Genomic DNA, 16247 nt, shown 5'->3' with positions numbered 1-16247 from the left:
TTGGAAAATCAAATAATCACTATAAAGATCAAGCATATCCATTTAATTCCCTCCCTAAAATTAAGGGCGGAATTCTAATGCTTTTTAGTCAAACTACAAGTTTATGTGCGTAACATGAGTTCATTAGATGGCGCAATATTTGAGTGTTTGCTCGCTAAATTGCCACTGACTTATGCGCAATTAGATCGTGCAAGTCAAGCAGAACTTGACTGTACTCGTAGCCAATTATCTCCAGAAGAAGAAAGTGCATTAGCTATCACTCTTGAGTCCTCGGAGCCGATTACTTACTCTATTCTCCCGGTTCGTCCAACGCCTAGGCAAGCACCTGTTATAGATGAGCGCTCACCTGAGTGGGAGAGAGCTTGTGAAAATGCTCTCTTTAGAGCGATAGCCACTAAAGATCTGCGCAGTCTTGAGCGGCTTTTAGGACTTAAAAATTATTTACCCAAGTCTGCAATACCTCCAGTGCGAGTTGGTAATAGGGGGTTTTTTGCTTCGTTATCGACAGCGAGCCATTCTGCTCGCAATGCAAGAGCCATGTTTACTACAAAGCAAGGCGCGAATGAAATGGTCACTCACTTTCTTCAAAAAACACCAGCGAGCAGTTTGAAGGGGTTGATTTCCCAATCCACCCATGCTTATTTCGAACGCTTGCTGCATGCCTGCGGTAAACATTGCCAATATCAATTTGCGATTAACCATGATTTAAATCCCGTTATCTTGTATTTGCCTTTAGATGAGCTTAAGCCGATGATTAAAGCCTTGCTAGGCCTTGGTTTTTATCAAGACCATCGTGCATGCCTGATGCTCGTTGAGGCGTTGTTTTTAAGGAAGCAAGGGGCTGCGAGTGAGGTTGAGGCCCTCACGCAATTACAATATCTTTTGCTTGATAAAGCAATCGCGCATCATTCCCCGCACCACCACCAGGTTACGCCTAAATTAAGGCAGCAGCGTGCGGCGATTGAAGGACAAAACGAACGGCTCTTATCTGAAGAGCTGCGCGAAGAATTTGCCCTGCCAACCCCAGTTGCCGCGCCAATAAGCACTACCAGTGCGCAGCCATCCATGATGCCTAGGACCACCTCGCAAGCGGAAATACAGCCCTCTTCCCAGTCCCTAACCCGCTCGCCCTCTTCATTTTTTGCAGAGACCTACAGGTCAGCTGGCTTTCGGGAAGAGTCTTTGGTGTTGGCAAATGGTGAGCCTAATAGGCAGGCCTACTATAGTGCGGAACAGGTCCATTCCTTGCTAGCTAATAAACTTGGTCGAAAAAACAATGTTCATCTGCTGGCCGCCTGGAGTTACTGCAAGGCTCCTTCTGAGCGCACTTTTAAGGCTCATGTGCTCAACTTCTTGGGTAATCATGAGCCTAATAACCCCGCCCACCTTATTGTTCCTATTTGTATTAATTCCCATTGGGTTGGGGTTAAACTCTGTATTCTTGGGGACGAGGTCAGCATCAACTATTATGACAGCGTAAAGAATTCTGCGGCTAAAGATAGGGTGCTTCACCTTATAAAAGAGGCGGTGCACGCTATTTACGCTGACTATCAAGTTAGCCTTGCTGACAAAACCTATTACTTCCAAGACGATTCTGCAAGCTGTGGCGCCTATTTAGTCGAAAACATCGCAAAGGATGTCTTAGGCACTATAGGGAAAAAATACTCCACCCAGACTCTAAGGCAAAAACATATCGAAATCTTGGGTTTGCAAGCAGCACAAAGCCCAAGCGGTAAAAGGCTGCGGGAGGAGGAAATGCCCCCACAGAACATCAGAAAAAGGCTTTCCTTGCAAGGGTGAAAAAACGCTGTGGGATAAGCCATCCTGTATTAGCCTATCCCTTTAAGCTAGAACTAGGAGTGCTTCAATAGCTTCTAACCAGGGCTTGTAGTTGGTGATTAGACGGGGAGCCGGGCGGGGCTGCCTAAAGCGGGATCCTGATTTTTCGAATTTAGAGCAAGTGATAAATTCAACCCTAAGGCTTTTGCTACACCAGCGCCATATTGGGGATCAGCCGCATTACAATTACGAATATGGCGGAATTTAATAAATTCTGGCGCATCACCCATCGCGCGGGCCGTGTTTTCAAAAAGCGCCTGCTGTTGGTCAGTGTTCATGAGCCTAAAGAGCTTCCCAGGTTGTTCGAAGTAGTTTGCATCATCGTCATGAAAGTTCCAAAAATCACCATTTCCGCTAATTTTAAGCGCCGGTTCTTTAAATTGTGGTTGCTCTTGCCATTGCTGGTAACTATTAGGTTCATAGTGAGGCAGCCCGCTATAATTACCATCAACGCGCCCTTGGCCATCGCGGTGATTGCTATGCACCGGACATCTCGCCGCATTGACGGGAATTTGATGATGGTTTACCCCTAAGCGATAGCGGTGCGCATCGCTGTAGGCAAACAGCCGTGCTTGCAGCATTTTATCGGGACTTACACTGATACCTGGAACTAGATTACTCGGTGAAAATGCACTTTGTTCTACATCTTCATGGAAATTTTCGGGGTTGCGGTGCAATTCAATCACTCCAACTTCAATTAAAGGGTAATCTTTTTTATACCAAACTTTGGTGAGATCAAAAGGGTGTAAACGATAGTTATCTGCATCAGTTTCAGGCATGACTTGAATATACATAGTCCAGCGTGGAAACTCCTTGCGTGCAATCGCGTCAAAAAGATCACGTTGATGACTTTCACGATCATTACCTATTAACTCTTTAGCTTCAGCATCACTGAGATTTTGGATTCCTTGCTGGGTATGGAAATGCATCTTTACCCAAAAACGCTCATTTTTTTCATTGATAAAGCTATAAGTGTGGGAGCTAAAACCATGCATGTGGCGATAACTTTTGGGAATACCACGATCACTCATCACTATAGTGACTTGATGAAGCGCTTCCGGCAATAAGGTCCAAAAATCCCAGTTGTTAGTCGCACTTCGCAAGTTGGTTTTTGGATCTCTTTTTACGGCTTTATTTAAGTCGGGGAATTTTCTCGGATCGCGCAGAAAGAATACAGGAGTGTTGTTGCCCACCATGTCCCAATTGCCTTCTTCTGTATAAAACTTAAGAGCAAAGCCCCGAATGTCGCGCTCAGCATCGGCTGCCCCCCGCTCTCCAGCAACGGTGGTAAAACGTGCGAAGAGTTCCGTTTTCTTGCCAACAGAGGCAAAAATTTTAGCTTTACTGTACTGAGAAATATCGTGAGTTACAGTGAAGGTGCCAAATGCACCCGAGCCTTTTGCATGCATCCGACGTTCAGGAATCGTTTCACGATTCAAATTAGCCAGTTTTTCAAGCAGCCAAACATCTTGCATCAGCAAAGGTCCACGGGGGCCTGCGGTCATACTATTTTGATTATCAGGCACCGGAGCGCCAAAGTTTGTAGTCAGGTGACTAATGGGACAGGCTGTGGGTTCTTTAGGGCTGCTCATAAAAATTCCTTTAATTGAGTAAGTAGATGCACGATTTTTATCTTACTGAGATAAAGCAAAGTAAGGCAATGGATAAACTGCAATTTCTTTTAAAATTATTATTGACATTATCATTATCGATAATGATAATAATTAAATGAACGATAATGCCAAATTAGTCTTACACCCCATTCGTTTGCGGCTCTTACGTGCTCTAGTAAATAGGAAGCTCTCTATTGCACAATTGCTGGATGAATTAGCGGACGTGCCGATTGCCACGGCCTACCGTCATATTAATAAATTATTGGATGCTGATTTAATTTATGTTTGTGAAGAGCGCTTAGTGCGCGGTACGGTCGAGCGTATATTTGCTCTACCCCAGAAAAACCTTATTGCTTTTGAACTGCTTGCCGAGGCGAGTAAAGAAGAGCATTTTAATTATTTTTCAACGTTCGTCGCTACGCTCTTAGATGATTACCAACGCTATCTAGAAAGCGGTACTGTTGATTTACCCCGAGATGGGGTTGGTTATCGCAGTTTACAACTTTATTTGTCCGATGAGGAACTAGCTGCAATGGCTAGAGATTTACACCTAGCGATGAGCCCTTATTTAGAGTTAAAACCTAAACGAGGGCGCATCGCACGAGTTTTTTCCACAGTGTTAGTACCTAAAAAGTCTGAATCGAGGAGAAAAAATGAGTGTGCATCTTAGCGTTAAAGAATCTAATTTATTCATTGCTATTAAAGGGATTGATATTTTTTTAACCTGTAAAAATAAACTCAATATTCCTTTAAAAAATATTGTAGCGGTGGCACCGTATAAAGGTGAATATAATAATTGCTTTAAAGGCATTCGTGCCCCGGGTGTCAATATACCAGGTTTAGTCACGGCAGGTACTTTTTATCAGCATGGAAAAAAGATTTTTTGGGGGGTTAAAAACAGTGATAAAAGTATTATGATTGATCTAAAAGATAACTCCTTTACCCGAATTATTATTGAAGTAGATAACCCAGAGGAATCGATTAAAAATATTAAAGCCTCTATAAGCCATTAAAGGATAAAATGACTTTCACGATTAGTAAGGCTGAAGAAGAGGATTTAGCAGCCTTAATAAAACAAGCCCCCCAGGAATAGACTTATCGTTTGCAAAGGCGAAAAATGCCTTGGTGCAGATGGATTTATACAACAATTATACGTTTTTTGTTGTGTTTAATGATGGCCGGTTAGTCGCGGGTTTCAGTGTGTTAATTATGGACAATTTAGCCCATGAAGGAGCGCCGTCTGCAATGCTCGATGATGTGCTGCTTGCTGCCGCCGAAACTAATACTGAGCTGCTTTGCAAGTCGATATTGAACTTTGCTCTGCAACTCTGCCAGGCCAAAGCCTGTTATAAACTATGTGTTGCTAACCCACAATTATTACCACCTGAGTTATTAAGGGATGAATCAAGCGTTTTTAGCCAGCATGGCCTTTGCTTTGTAAAGGAGCTGGTAAAAAAAGAAAAGCCCACTAAAGCTTTTTCCTTAGTAAACAAAGGGGTTGCTCTACGCGAAGCGAGCAAGTCTGATTTAGAGGCTATCTTGACCTTATATCAACAACCTGGAATGGATGAGCGAGTCCTTGCAGCCGAGGCTGCTACTGTGCTTTATCTAAAGATGTGCGCTAATCCCCATTATAAAATTTATGTAGCCCTGATAGATAAAAAAGTTGTGGGAACTTTTGCTTTGCTTATGGTGCCCAGTATAGTGCATCAAGAGAGTTATTTGGCAATTATCGAAGATGTGATGGTGGACCCCAAAACACAGGGAAGGGGAGTGGGTAAGCTCATGATAGAGTTTGCTCTTGAGTTGGCGGAAAAAATGGGCTGTTATAAATTGGCCCTTTCATCCAATAAAAAAAGAGAAAGCGCGCACGGCTTTTATCGCATCCTAGGTTTTGTAGAATCAGGGGCGAGTTTATTAGTCCATTCTTCCAAGGCTAAGATGGAGAGCGCCGAGCAAACACCGCGTTGTACTGTTTAAGCTAGACGAAATTGTATTTTTGCTGCTCATAACCAATCATTATGCAAAAAAATAAATCATAAAGTATTGTCAAAACCAAGGCCAAATGATACCGTAAACGACTGTATAATTTTTGTGAGTTGTGATTATGGTTTATTCGAGTCAAAATGCCGCCTTTCGCAGAGACAAACATCAGTTTTTCTCACAAATGTCCGCTTTTAAGGATCCCCGACACGCCCTTCCTGCCATTGAAGCTCGCGTGCAAGCTATTGATTATTCTTTTCTTTTGAAAAATCAACAGGCATTAGAAACCGAATTTACTCAAATGTTTCAGCTCTTACAAAAAGACCCTGCTCATCAAGAGCAGTTTTGGCTTTATTGTTACTATTGCGCCTCTTTGTTAGAGCAGTTTCACCGTGCCTATAACCAACCTGGGAAGGAAGCGCATTACCAAGGGCTAAAAGTACAAATTAAAAAACGTATCAGCAAAGAAGTTGCTGCCGACACCAAAGAAGAGGAAGGCTTTATCCATTCTTTATATCAATCTTATTTAGCCAGTTACCGCAACCTCACCAGCTCGCCCTATCACCTGTCGCAGATAAGGGACTATGTAGCCTATGCTAACTTATGCCGTATTTATTGGGTCTTTACTCGCCTCACTTTGACCCAAGGTTTAACGGCTGCTCGCGATTTGCAACTTATTGATAAATTGGATGCAATTTTAGGCACCCATACAGATGTGGATAAAATTATTTCGACCATCCAGGCTCCGACCGGCATTATTAATTATTTCAGTGTGGGATTCTTTCTCGCGCGCTTTATGATTGATGCAGGATTATTAATTAAGCATACTTTTTTTCCTTCCGACTTAGAAAAGGGTGCTGAAAACGGTTGTGAAGTCACGAAAATGGCCCATTTACCGGGGGCGGTGAGTATAGAGGCTTACCGTACTAGCTACATTTTAGTTGATGATAGTCTTTATTATGTCCCTAAACAAGGCAAGGCCTTGAAACTCAGTGGTGATTTGTCCGCTTTGCAAAAGCTTTTAGGGGATAAAACGTCTTTACGCTTAACAGCCGAACAAATTAAAACAACTATTACGCAACCCACAACCCATAAGCCCGAGGCGACTACCCGTTTTGAACGATTTAAACATGAGCTTTATAAGCGTCATTGTAATTTTGCCAATGATTTGGTGTGGGCAACCGTAAATTTTTTAACTAACTTTAACCATATTTCGGGGATTCCAGGGCCAATTGCGGGTTACCTCACTGCCGTGTTTCTGGCTTTTGACGTCGGTATTGCCCTTTATAAATGTAAATTGGCTAAAGAAGAATATTTCACTAAAAAAGCTCAATATTTAGAGGAAATCGCCCAATATAGTGACCCCTCTCAATGTAAAGGGATGAGTAAGGCTCAACGTTTGGCACATCTTCAGATGTTAAATAAGCAGATGCGCGAATTAGAATTTGAATGGAAAACCAAAGAAGCGACCTTCCACTTCGTGGCTGCTGCTGCAGCAATTTTAATGGCCGGCTTTACTGCCTCAATGCTTATTAGTACTCCTTTATTAATTGCGGCCACCTATTTTGTTTGCACCGTAGCTGTTGCCATGTATTTTTCTGCTGGGGCTTATGCGAATTACAAGGATAAAAGTTTACGCTTAGAACAAGCTCAATTAACGGGGACACATTTAGTCCATGCCTTAAAAGAGTATGAAACCGCTCGGAATGATTATGTATTCACCCTGGCTAAAAATACAATAGCCCCTTTATTGCTGATTACTTCTTATGCTATTTGTTGGCCAGCCGCGTTGGTTTTAACCGCCGCTTATCTAGGCTATGAACTGTTGCATGCTCATGACCAACATCATGCCCATAAAGAAGCAAAAAAATTAGCTTTAGAGGCGCCTGCGCCAGAGCGAGAGGCGGAGTATATGAGTTATTCTCCAATCTAGTAATTCACCTCGACCGGGCAAGGGAAGTGCAATAGGTCGAGGTGGTTGTATGCTAATTAATTTTCTGGATACATGGCCTTGATCGCTGCAATATCTTTCTCTGAGAGCTGTTTGCGTTGGCCTATTTCCACCCCATCTATGAGTGGAATTATGGTTTGTTGGCCGTTTTTAGAAAAGGCATAAGGTGGGTAATGCATAATGGATTGATAATCGTAATCGCCGAAATCTTTACCATCGGTCAAATGTTGATCAAAATTATATTTGTGCTCTTCATCAATATTTTCCCAAACAATACGTACATAGGAATTACGATCGGCCCTTGATTGTTCATGCCATAGTCCTAAGGCGTGACCAATTTCGTGTACGGTATTCATGGTCGTGCAGCGAGGGGATAAGTTAATTTCTTGTTTCCCCTTTTGTCGGCCTACGAAAGAAGAACAAGTAGTGCCTGGTGCCGGTATAAAGGAAATATAATCAGGATACTCATTGCGATTTTTAGAATTTAATTCGACAAACTCTAAATAACTATGTTTTTGCCAGTGGTCAATAGCCTGAAGAATAGCTAATTTGTTGATAAAAGGTAAATCTTCATGGATCTCATAAGCGATAATCCCGTGCGGCCAGCGTGAACCACCGACTTTAGGGGTGATTGAGGCTCCTTGCCGTTTGAGAGTCGATAATTTTCCTAGCAGAATATCCCCTTCTGTCACCGCATAGCCGTTGGCTTCTTCATACACGATGGTTCGACTGCCAAAGAGTGGATCGGCAACCGTTAGCTGACCTAAAGTTGCTGCCTGTAAAGAAGAAAACAATAGGGAAGATGATAAACCAATTATCCTTAAATAGCTCATACAAAGTCCTTAAATTGGGGAAAACAAAACCAGTGTATGTAAAAATTATTTAAATTGCTATGGAGTTGAAAAGAAAAATTAACCAGCTTCCTGTTTGAATAATTTCTAGGCTAAAGCTAAAGGTTTTCCTCATTGCAAAAAATGCGGCCTTACCTATCATTAATATAAAAGCCTGATTAGTTGACCTGTTTATTGCTGTTTTAAGCAGCACTGCAAAAAAGGGCGCTAGAGAGGAGGAAGTGCTATGTCCCCTTATCATCATTTGAAATTGATAACTGAACAGTTTCCTAATACTTGGAAGTTAATTGATAATTTTAGGATGGAAAAAGAGCAAATTCCGGATTGGCCGGAATGGTGCCTGCTGCCAAAATCCGGATGGGCCGCTATTGTGGCAGAGGAATATCGACATTCCTATCTAAGTCCAAAACAGATTAAAGAGATTGCTATCTTAGCAGCGGTTGCCGCTTGGCGCTATAACCAAGGAATTTATCGCTTTCAACGTGATGTATATCCCAAAATATTGCGTTATTCATTAAAAAATAAGTTTAATCCGCATCTTTTTTATCGCCTGCCGGAATGGTCTATTTATGTTAAAACGCCACAATTTATTTGGAATAATTGCAATTTGGCGGGTTTTTGGTGTTATCTGGAATGGGATCTTAAAGAGAAAATCCCTACGCTTAAATTCCTGCTCAATAGCTTTAAATTAGAAGTTATCTCACTTCCCTTGGATAAACAGGTGCTTAATGCCTTAAATAGACCTACTAACAAGCAGCTAATATTAGGTGGGGAAAATAATTACGCTCCTTTATTTGTAATGGTATCTTTGGTTTATTTTATTTGTAAGACGAGTGCAGAGATTGGTACAAGGGGTAGGCATCCAGAGAAAGTAAAGCCTAAATTGTTTAAGGGTAGTTTCAAATTATTTCCAGTAAATCAACCGACCTTATGGAATATTGACTCGCTTTAAGTCAATGATACTGGTTAAGATGCCCCGCTGGCGCGGGGCAAACTAGGCCTAGGAAAAGCTAGGATGCATCGCTTCCTCGTGCACGTTCTCTAATTCTTTTGATAAACCTTGGCGTTGTCCTTCTTTAAATTTAATCCCTCCCCAGAAACTTAAGGCACCTCCGCCTAAAGCCGTTAGGGAGGCGCTAATTCCTAACGTAATTTGGCTCTGTAGTAAACTAAGACCTAAGGCTGCCCCAAAACTGCTTGCAAAAGAGCTGCCACCAAAGGTAGCAATAAGACAGGTAACACTAGCTGCAATAAGTGCTATACCTAAAATTTCTAAGAGTACGCCCGCAATTTTTTTGCCTAAGCTTGGCGTGCCAACTGCGACATTAGCCAAACGTCCTAAATGTTGGATAGCCTTGCTATCATGCGGGTTTGCCGAAATCTTAGCAAGGTCAGCTAAGACGCGGTTATAAAAATGGTAATCAATCACTTCGTTCTTTACTTTTTTGGCGCTTAGCTCTTCATTTAATACCTTAAGAGCAGCATTAATTTTATTTTGAAGCGCATTGCTAGGTGCAATACGCTCCTGTAGATGGCTGAATTCATAGTGATAGCGCTCTTGCTCTAAGACCAGCAAGCGTTCTGGCGAGACCGTAAACAAAGCGGGATTTTGCTGTTGTAGGTAATTATAATGTTCCGCTTTACTTTGCTGAGTTTGCAGCGCATCGGGTAAGTCTGCACCGAGGTGGGTCTCTTCCAATAAGGAGTTTAATACTTGAATAAATTCCTGATTTAGCCCTTCTGTTGCCACCTGGTTATGCATCTCTTGGAGGAGGGCACCAAGATGCAAGTAATTCCTTTGCAAGGCATTTATTGTGGCTTGTTCGGGGGTTAGAGTAAGATAAGCAAGCCTTTCCTTTAAATTAAATAGGCATATCCGCACTTGAGGGCTTAACCCTTGTGGGTGTTTATCATCGTAGTCTTGAAATGCCGCAGTGATCTTTCGTTTAAGTTGATTCACTAATTCATTGGGGTTAGCACTTAGCGTATTTAAAAAAATCGCCCCATTGTTACTATGGTAATTTAACCAGCTAAGCCGGCTATCAGTTTGCTGAATAATACGGCTACTGTTTTCAATAAGCTGAAGATGGGGGCGCATTCTTGCCTCTATTCGTCTGGCATCAGCTTGCAAATCGCTCAATTGGTTCCGTAAGCGGCCTAATTCAAACGCAGAAAATATATCTACGGCAGTATGTAAGATGCCGGGACTATGATGATGGTGATGGTGCCCATGGTGGTGTCCATGGTGATGGGACTGTTGCCAATGAAAGGCATTATCTTGCGCATTCCTAATTTCATAAGAGGTCACTTGACCTTGCACTGTGCTAATTTGAGTCTGTAAAAGCTGGAGCTGGCTTTGCAAGGGAATTAAGGCCTGATTATTTTCTGTAATAATGGCTTGATGGTGTTGTTTTTGGCTATTTAAAGAGAGGGCCTCAGTACTCCAGGCTTGAATATTAGCGGCATTATAAACAGTAGGCATAATCACTCCAGCAAATTTAGTGGGGTCATTATACATGAAGAGCAAAAGTTGATCAATTTGATTTTTTTACTCAAGAAAACAAAGAGGGCAATTAGGGCTTGTTTTTTAAGCTTAAGGCTAGTTCATACAGTTCATTTTTATTGGCTTTAGTTAATTTGGACGCTAAAGATACCGCTTGTTTTAAAGGAAGTTCTGCTAGCAAAACCGATAAAATATGCACATTTTCATCGCTAGTATCGTTCATTAAACGTGGTGGGACTATTACTACAAACTCGCCTTTACTGTGTGCTGCCTCACTGGTTAACCAAGCTTTTACTTCCCTTGGTGTTCCTGAGAGGAAGCGCTCAAACGTTTTGGTTAGTTCTTTAGCTAAAACCAGCTCACATTCTTCGCCATAGCATAGGGCAAGATCGTTAAGGCATTCTAATATCCGATGGGTTGACTCATAAAAAACCAGGGTATAAGGGGCATTTTTCAGTTCATTTAATTTATTTTGTCTGGCTTGCTGTTTAGCGGGTAAGAACCCTAGAAAAAGAAAAGAGTCGCAAGGAACGCCTGCGGCACTAAGTGCTGTAATGAGGGCACAGGCACCTGGGATTGGTATTACCGGAATATTATTTTGCCGGGCGAGTTTTACTAAAGGATAGCCAGGGTCACTAATTAAGGGCGTTCCTGCATCACTGATTAAGGCAATGGATTGTCCCTTCATTAACAAATCGATAATTTGAGTGCTTTTATCACTCTCATTGTGGGCATGAAAAGCACGAAGATTATTCTTTATACCCAAAGCGCTTAATAATGGCAAAGAATGGCGCGTATCTTCGGCAAGGATCAAGTCGACAGCAGCAAGGGTATTTAGGGCACGTCTACTTATATCCTCTTGGTTTCCAATCGGTGTGGCTACTATATATAGCGCTCCTGTTGCTCCGACTTCTGTCATGGTTTATCCTCTTGGCCTAATATGCATTGGGCTATAATTTATGGTTAAAAATATACGCAAAATTCGTCTCTTAGGACGTGCTATCTTATTAGTTCTGCTGTGCCAACCCCAGCAAGTATTATGGGCGGAGCCTATTAGTGAGGCTAACCCAGTAACCGCACTGGTGAATCCTTATGATTTATCTGTTGCAGATTATCTTGCGAAAGCAGAAAAACAACAAGGTGATGAACAGCAAAACCTTTTATTATTAGCCGCTGGTCGTCTTATTTCCGAGCATCTTTGGCAACAAGGCTTGGCTATTTTAGCACAAACCTCTCGCTTAACGGCCATGCAGCAAGATGAAAAACTGCTGTTATTAGCGAAAGTGGATTTAATTCGTGAGAAACCAGTTGCGGCCTTAAAAAAACTTCATGAACTAGTTAATAGTGAAACCTTACCCCTTTATTACCAAATTCAGTTTCATGAGTTATTGGCTCAAGCCTATCAATTAACCAATAAACATTCACAAGCCTTAGCGGAGCGCATTAAATTAGAAACTTTATTGTCTGATAACCATGAGTTAAGCGATAATAGACGCGCGATTTGGCTTACTTTAATGCAAATGCCCGTACCAGAGGTTCAGGTAATGAGTGCTGAGGTTGTTGCAGAGTCAGAATTAGACGGATGGCTGCAACTGGCTAATCTAGCCCAACAACATCGAAGCAATTCTAAAACCTTATTGGCCGCCTTAGATGAGTGGCAATCTCGTTTTAATGAACATCCTGCCAATTCCTTTTTACCTAAACCTTTGGACAGCATCACTAATAAAATACTCTATTCCCCTAAAAAAATAGCCCTATTATTACCGCTAACTGGACCTTTTTCAGGTCCGGGAAATGCTGTCTATGAGGGGTTTATTGCTGCACATAAAAAAGCTCAAGACGACAAACAAATTTTGACCTTTGATACTAATAAAGACACGGTAAATTATCTCTATGAGCAGGCTATTAGTGCTGGGGCTGAGTATATTGTTGGTCCTTTAACCAAGCCTGACGTAGCGCGTATTGCCAGCTTATGGCACCCCGTTCCTACTTTGTTATTAAATGACAGCGAAAACTTGCAGCCTAATTCTTATTCTTTTGGTTTGTCACCAAGTTATGAAGCCGAGCAAGTAGCGCTTAAAGCGAGTGCTAAAGGTTATAAGCGCGCTTTAGTTTTGGCACCCAATAATAAGTGGGGTGATGATGTCGTCAAGGCATTTAGGACTCAATGGCAGCAGGAGGGTGGAAGAATAACCGATGTGATGGCCTATAATGTGGATAACAAAATTAAAGAGGATTTTAATAAAAAAATTCGCGATTTTTTGCAAATCAGCGATAGCGAGCGGCGCGGAAAGCAAGTGAAGGAGCTTTTAGGCCAAGCAATTCAAGCCATTCCAAGCCGCCGGCAAGATTTTGATATGATTTTTTTATTGGCTTATCCCAGCAAAGCCAGGCAAATTATACCGGCTTTAAAGTATTACTATAGTGGTGATGTGCCTGTTTATGCTACCTCCAGTGTTTATGGTGGCTCTGCCAATGCATTAAAAGATAAAGATCTGGAAGGAGTCATTTTCTGTGATATCCCCTGGGTTTTTAACCATCAAATGGATACTAAAAATTGGCCGGAGCAATTTAATAGTTACAGTCGCCTCTATGCTTTAGGAAAGGATAGTTATGCTTTAGCGACCCAGCTAAATCAATTATTATTATTTCCCGCAAACAGCAGCAATAAGAGGAATGGTGGTTTGTATTTAAAAGCAAATCAGCAGGTGGCGCGTGTGTTAGAATGGGGACAGTTTAAAGAAGGACTTGCTCATCCTTTGCAGAACACCGTATAAATGATTAAAGGATTAGAATGAACCAAAAGACAGGACAGCTTGCTGAACAAAGGGCCTTGGATTATTTAAGGGATCAAGGGTTGAAACTAATAACTCGTAATTATCATTGCCGTTTAGGTGAAATAGATTTGATCATGAATGACCCGGTTTATTTAGTTTTTATTGAGGTTCGTGCTCGTGCATCCAAAGATTTTGGTGGTGGTCTGGCGAGCATTACCTATGCTAAACGACAAAAAATTATAAAAACTACCGCGCATTATTTAGTAACTCATAAAATAAAAGAAGAGCAAGCTATACGTTTTGATGTAGTGAGTATTGATGGTAGGGGCGGTGACTTGACTTGGGTAAAAGATGCGTTTACTACGGATTATTAAGCTTTTTGCAGTTTAGTCATCCCGCCCCCGGAATTAGTGGTATATAAAATAAGGTAAAAAAATGGTACAAATGGAAGAGCGAGTGCGGCATTTATTTGGCCTGCAGATAGAGACTAAAATGGCTATGGCTGATGCCTTGTCTGACTCTATAGCTAAAGCTGGACAACGCCTAGTAAGCTGTTTACTCAATGACGGTAAAATTTTGATTTGTGGTAATGGTGGCTCAAGTGCTAACTGTTTGCATTTTTCCAGTGCTATGTTGAATCATTTTGAGGTTGAGCGCCCTTCTTTACCGGTTTTTAATTTAAGCGCTGATCCTATTTGTATGAGCTCCTTTGCTAATGAACACCATTATGCGCAAGTTTTTGCCCGGCAAATACAGGCCTTAGGCCAAGAGCAGGACGTGTTGTTGTTGTTAACTACCTCAGGAAATTCTGATAGCCTGTTGCAAGCCCTACAAGCTGCCAATGAACGCGGCATGGATACCATTGCCCTTAGCGGGCGAGACGGCGGTGTATTAGCAAACCATTTAGGGCCAGAAGATATCGAGTTAAGAATTATCTCTGATAATGCCGCGCGAATAAGGGAACTACATCTGTTCATTTTACATTGCTTTTGTGATTTAATTGATCAGTCATTGTTTAGTCAAGTTTTAGGATAAAAAATGAATGTTTTTTCAAGGTTTAAATCAATAGCTATTTTGCTTCTGGCAGCATGCTTGACAGGCTGTGTCGCGGCGGTGGTTGCCGGCGCTGCCGCAGGTTTAGTTTATGACAAGCGTACCGTTAGTACTATGGAGGCCGATGCACGTTTATTTCATGTTATTCATACGGCCATTGTCACTGACCCGCAATTTAAAGATTCAAGAATTTTAGTTACAAGTTTTAATCGTGTTGTTTTATTAGTGGGCCAAACGTCCTCTGCTTCTTTACGTGTCGTTGCTGAGCGTATCGCCCGCACGGCCCCAGGCGTAACTAGGGTTTATGATGAAATTTCTGTGGGCTACCCTATTCCTTTAGCACAACGAACAAAAGACAGTTTAATTACTGGGCAAGTAAGAAGCTCTATGTTAACGAAAAAAGGCCTGGAATCCGGCTCCATCCGAATTGTGACTGAAAATGGGGTTGTTTACCTGATGGGTATCGCCACGCCTGAGCAAGCTAATTTAGCTGTCGATGTCGCCCGGCGTATCAATGGGGTGGTCAAGGTAGTGAAAATTTTCCAATACATTCGCTAATATGCTTAGACAAGGATGTTTATTAATTATTTTTAGTATTTTAACCGCCTGTTTAGGCGGTTGTATAAGTAATTTATGGACGGGAGCAAATTTAGTCTATGATCGCCACGATGTTTATAAAAAACTAGATGACTATCATTTACTAGTAGAGGTTAATAATTCCTTATATGCCGATAAGCTCTTAAAATGCGAAGTCTGCGTCCTTGATGTGGCTATTTTTAATGGTGATGTTTTAGTAGCTGGCCACCTCCCTTCACCTCGATTAATTAAAGAAACTCGCCGCCGCTTATTCAGGGTAGGTGGCTATCGCCATCTTTTTATTGAATTAAAGCTCAGTCAGGCAAACTCAAATAGCTTACAAGATGCGTGGATAACCACAAAAATTCGCAGTCAGATTTTTGCGGATGATTCCATCGATCCTAATGCTTTTAAAATTGTGACGGCGGATCAAGTGGTTTATTTAATGGGGGATGTAAGGCTTGATGAGGCCAATAAAGTTATTAATATTGCGCGAAATACCAGTGGGGTGGTACGGGTGGTAAAATTACTTAAATACTTTACTTATCAAACTGGGGATCAGTTGGCAAAAAATAAAGTGGCCCGATAAAAATCAGGCCATCTGGTTCGCGTCCAAGCCAGGGAAGTGGCTAACCTGGAAGGATAGCTATACTCTATCAATGGATGCGACCATTATCCAGTCGTTTACGCGTTTTTCTTAATTTAAATTCTCTTATCGTACCTGTCGAGGCGTTAAAAAGGTTTTCATCGTCAATTTTATCGGTTTGATTGGCTGGATGAGAGCGGTAATGATGCCGGTAGGGGTGACGATTTTTATTGTGCTTATGATCTAGACCATCACTATAGCGATTAAGCATCTTCTCCCGCAGGCTAGCGGCAGTATGTTGTATTTTTTCAGACATATACATTCCTTTTGCGAGGTTACATCTACTTAACAAGACTAACAATGTTAAGCCCACCTTTATATTATAGCTCTTTAAAAGCAGGGTCACCTCATGAAAAATTTTGAGATAAGATAGTGGTTAAAATAGAATCATCCCATCCAGCATTTTTTCTGAGCCGCTTAATAGATTGCCTTTTCATCTGATTTTTAGTTAATTG

The 16247-nt window shown here is 41.7% G+C and carries 16 protein-coding genes; 11 read left to right on the top strand and 5 right to left on the bottom strand.

Going from position 1 to position 16247, the window contains the following annotated elements; genetic code table 11:
• Positions 1-114: 114 nt before the first annotated feature.
• Entirely contained in the window at positions 115-1800 is a 1686-nt protein-coding gene (locus ELY15_RS08155) for a Ulp1 family isopeptidase (protein WP_127099173.1), read from the top strand.
• A gap of 98 nt (positions 1801-1898) precedes the next feature.
• Here ELY15_RS08155 and ELY15_RS08150 read toward each other — a convergent pair whose 3' ends face one another.
• Positions 1899-3431 carry a catalase gene (locus ELY15_RS08150; RefSeq protein ID WP_127099172.1) on the bottom strand — a complete coding sequence of 511 codons (1533 nt, stop codon included), beginning with the start codon at positions 3429-3431 and terminating at the stop codon, positions 1899-1901.
• Between the two features lie 136 nt (positions 3432-3567).
• Between ELY15_RS08150 and ELY15_RS08145 the strand changes: the two genes are divergently transcribed.
• The 4 genes from ELY15_RS08145 to ELY15_RS08130 all read left to right on the top strand — a co-directional run bounded on the left by ELY15_RS08145 (position 3568) and on the right by ELY15_RS08130 (position 7368).
• Positions 3568-4122, top strand: a complete 555-nt coding sequence (locus ELY15_RS08145) for a helix-turn-helix domain-containing protein (RefSeq protein ID WP_127099171.1) — start codon at positions 3568-3570, stop codon at positions 4120-4122.
• A complete protein-coding gene (locus ELY15_RS08140; protein ID WP_127099170.1) occupies positions 4106-4465 on the top strand; it encodes a hypothetical protein in 360 nt (119 codons plus the stop codon). The genes ELY15_RS08145 and ELY15_RS08140 overlap by 17 nt, the downstream gene beginning before the upstream one ends.
• Before the next feature lie 118 nt (positions 4466-4583).
• Positions 4584-5432, top strand: a complete 849-nt coding sequence (locus ELY15_RS08135; RefSeq protein WP_127099169.1) for a GNAT family N-acetyltransferase — start codon at positions 4584-4586, stop codon at positions 5430-5432.
• 127 nt (positions 5433-5559) lie between these two features.
• A complete protein-coding gene (locus tag ELY15_RS08130) occupies positions 5560-7368 on the top strand; it encodes a hypothetical protein (RefSeq protein WP_127099168.1) in 1809 nt (602 codons plus the stop codon).
• A gap of 56 nt (positions 7369-7424) precedes the next feature.
• Here ELY15_RS08130 and legP read toward each other — a convergent pair whose 3' ends face one another.
• Positions 7425-8219 (bottom strand): Dot/Icm T4SS effector Zinc-dependent metalloprotease LegP, encoded by a 795-nt coding sequence (gene legP, locus ELY15_RS08125; protein WP_127099167.1) that lies wholly within the window; start codon positions 8217-8219, stop codon positions 7425-7427.
• Between the two features lie 244 nt (positions 8220-8463).
• On the opposite strand from legP, the gene ELY15_RS08120 reads away from it, so the two are divergent.
• A complete protein-coding gene (locus ELY15_RS08120) occupies positions 8464-9189 on the top strand; it encodes a hypothetical protein (protein ID WP_127099166.1) in 726 nt (241 codons plus the stop codon).
• Between the two features lie 48 nt (positions 9190-9237).
• On the opposite strand, the gene ELY15_RS08115 is transcribed toward ELY15_RS08120, so the two are convergent.
• A complete protein-coding gene (locus ELY15_RS08115; protein ID WP_127099165.1) occupies positions 9238-10719 on the bottom strand; it encodes a hypothetical protein in 1482 nt (493 codons plus the stop codon).
• 91 nt (positions 10720-10810) lie between these two features.
• Positions 10811-11659, bottom strand: a complete 849-nt coding sequence (gene rsmI / locus ELY15_RS08110) for a 16S rRNA (cytidine(1402)-2'-O)-methyltransferase (protein WP_127099164.1) — start codon at positions 11657-11659, stop codon at positions 10811-10813.
• Positions 11660-11699: 40 nt separating this feature from the next.
• On the opposite strand from rsmI, the gene ELY15_RS08105 reads away from it, so the two are divergent.
• From ELY15_RS08105 to ELY15_RS08085, 5 genes are all read left to right on the top strand, one after another.
• Entirely contained in the window at positions 11700-13517 is a 1818-nt protein-coding gene (locus ELY15_RS08105) for a penicillin-binding protein activator (RefSeq protein ID WP_127099163.1), read from the top strand.
• A gap of 17 nt (positions 13518-13534) precedes the next feature.
• Positions 13535-13891: a YraN family protein gene (locus ELY15_RS08100; protein WP_127099162.1), complete on the top strand. Its 357-nt coding sequence runs from the start codon at positions 13535-13537 to the stop codon at positions 13889-13891.
• 61 nt (positions 13892-13952) lie between these two features.
• The gene (locus tag ELY15_RS08095) at positions 13953-14552 is read left to right on the top strand and encodes an SIS domain-containing protein (RefSeq protein ID WP_127099161.1); all 600 of its coding nucleotides are present in this window, start codon (positions 13953-13955) and stop codon (positions 14550-14552) included.
• Positions 14553-14555: 3 nt separating this feature from the next.
• Entirely contained in the window at positions 14556-15128 is a 573-nt protein-coding gene (locus ELY15_RS08090; RefSeq protein ID WP_127099160.1) for a BON domain-containing protein, read from the top strand.
• A 1-nt stretch (position 15129) separates the two neighbouring features.
• Entirely contained in the window at positions 15130-15735 is a 606-nt protein-coding gene (locus ELY15_RS08085; RefSeq protein WP_127099159.1) for a BON domain-containing protein, read from the top strand.
• Between the two features lie 67 nt (positions 15736-15802).
• Here ELY15_RS08085 and ELY15_RS08080 read toward each other — a convergent pair whose 3' ends face one another.
• Positions 15803-16048 carry a hypothetical protein gene (locus ELY15_RS08080; protein WP_127099158.1) on the bottom strand — a complete coding sequence of 82 codons (246 nt, stop codon included), beginning with the start codon at positions 16046-16048 and terminating at the stop codon, positions 15803-15805.
• Between the last annotated feature and the right edge of the window lie 199 nt (positions 16049-16247).

It is taken from the genome of Legionella sp. km772 (assembly GCF_003989735.1).
Classification (GTDB): domain Bacteria; phylum Pseudomonadota; class Gammaproteobacteria; order Legionellales; family Legionellaceae; genus Legionella.
The sequence above is the reverse complement of the archived record's forward strand: the minus strand, read 5'-3'. Positions and strand labels throughout refer to the sequence as shown.

Excerpts from the sequence above, each read along its gene's own strand:
- ELY15_RS08135 (WP_127099169.1), top strand. The coding sequence starts at position 4,584 with ATGGATTTATACAACAATTATACGTTTTTTGTTGTGTTTAATGATGGC.
- ELY15_RS08150 (WP_127099172.1), bottom strand. The coding sequence starts at position 3,431 with ATGAGCAGCCCTAAAGAACCCACAGCCTGTCCCATTAGTCACCTGACT.
- legP (WP_127099167.1), bottom strand. The coding sequence starts at position 8,219 with ATGAGCTATTTAAGGATAATTGGTTTATCATCTTCCCTATTGTTTTCT.
- ELY15_RS08130 (WP_127099168.1), top strand. The coding sequence starts at position 5,560 with ATGGTTTATTCGAGTCAAAATGCCGCCTTTCGCAGAGACAAACATCAG.
- ELY15_RS08115 (WP_127099165.1), bottom strand. The coding sequence starts at position 10,719 with ATGCCTACTGTTTATAATGCCGCTAATATTCAAGCCTGGAGTACTGAG.
- ELY15_RS08120 (WP_127099166.1), top strand. The coding sequence starts at position 8,464 with ATGTCCCCTTATCATCATTTGAAATTGATAACTGAACAGTTTCCTAAT.
- ELY15_RS08155 (WP_127099173.1), top strand. The coding sequence starts at position 115 with ATGAGTTCATTAGATGGCGCAATATTTGAGTGTTTGCTCGCTAAATTG.
- ELY15_RS08080 (WP_127099158.1), bottom strand. The coding sequence starts at position 16,048 with ATGTCTGAAAAAATACAACATACTGCCGCTAGCCTGCGGGAGAAGATG.
- ELY15_RS08095 (WP_127099161.1), top strand. The coding sequence starts at position 13,953 with ATGGTACAAATGGAAGAGCGAGTGCGGCATTTATTTGGCCTGCAGATA.
- ELY15_RS08085 (WP_127099159.1), top strand. The coding sequence starts at position 15,130 with ATGCTTAGACAAGGATGTTTATTAATTATTTTTAGTATTTTAACCGCC.
- rsmI (WP_127099164.1), bottom strand. The coding sequence starts at position 11,659 with ATGACAGAAGTCGGAGCAACAGGAGCGCTATATATAGTAGCCACACCG.
- ELY15_RS08145 (WP_127099171.1), top strand. The coding sequence starts at position 3,568 with ATGAACGATAATGCCAAATTAGTCTTACACCCCATTCGTTTGCGGCTC.
- ELY15_RS08100 (WP_127099162.1), top strand. The coding sequence starts at position 13,535 with ATGAACCAAAAGACAGGACAGCTTGCTGAACAAAGGGCCTTGGATTAT.
- ELY15_RS08090 (WP_127099160.1), top strand. The coding sequence starts at position 14,556 with ATGAATGTTTTTTCAAGGTTTAAATCAATAGCTATTTTGCTTCTGGCA.
- ELY15_RS08105 (WP_127099163.1), top strand. The coding sequence starts at position 11,700 with ATGGTTAAAAATATACGCAAAATTCGTCTCTTAGGACGTGCTATCTTA.
- ELY15_RS08140 (WP_127099170.1), top strand. The coding sequence starts at position 4,106 with ATGAGTGTGCATCTTAGCGTTAAAGAATCTAATTTATTCATTGCTATT.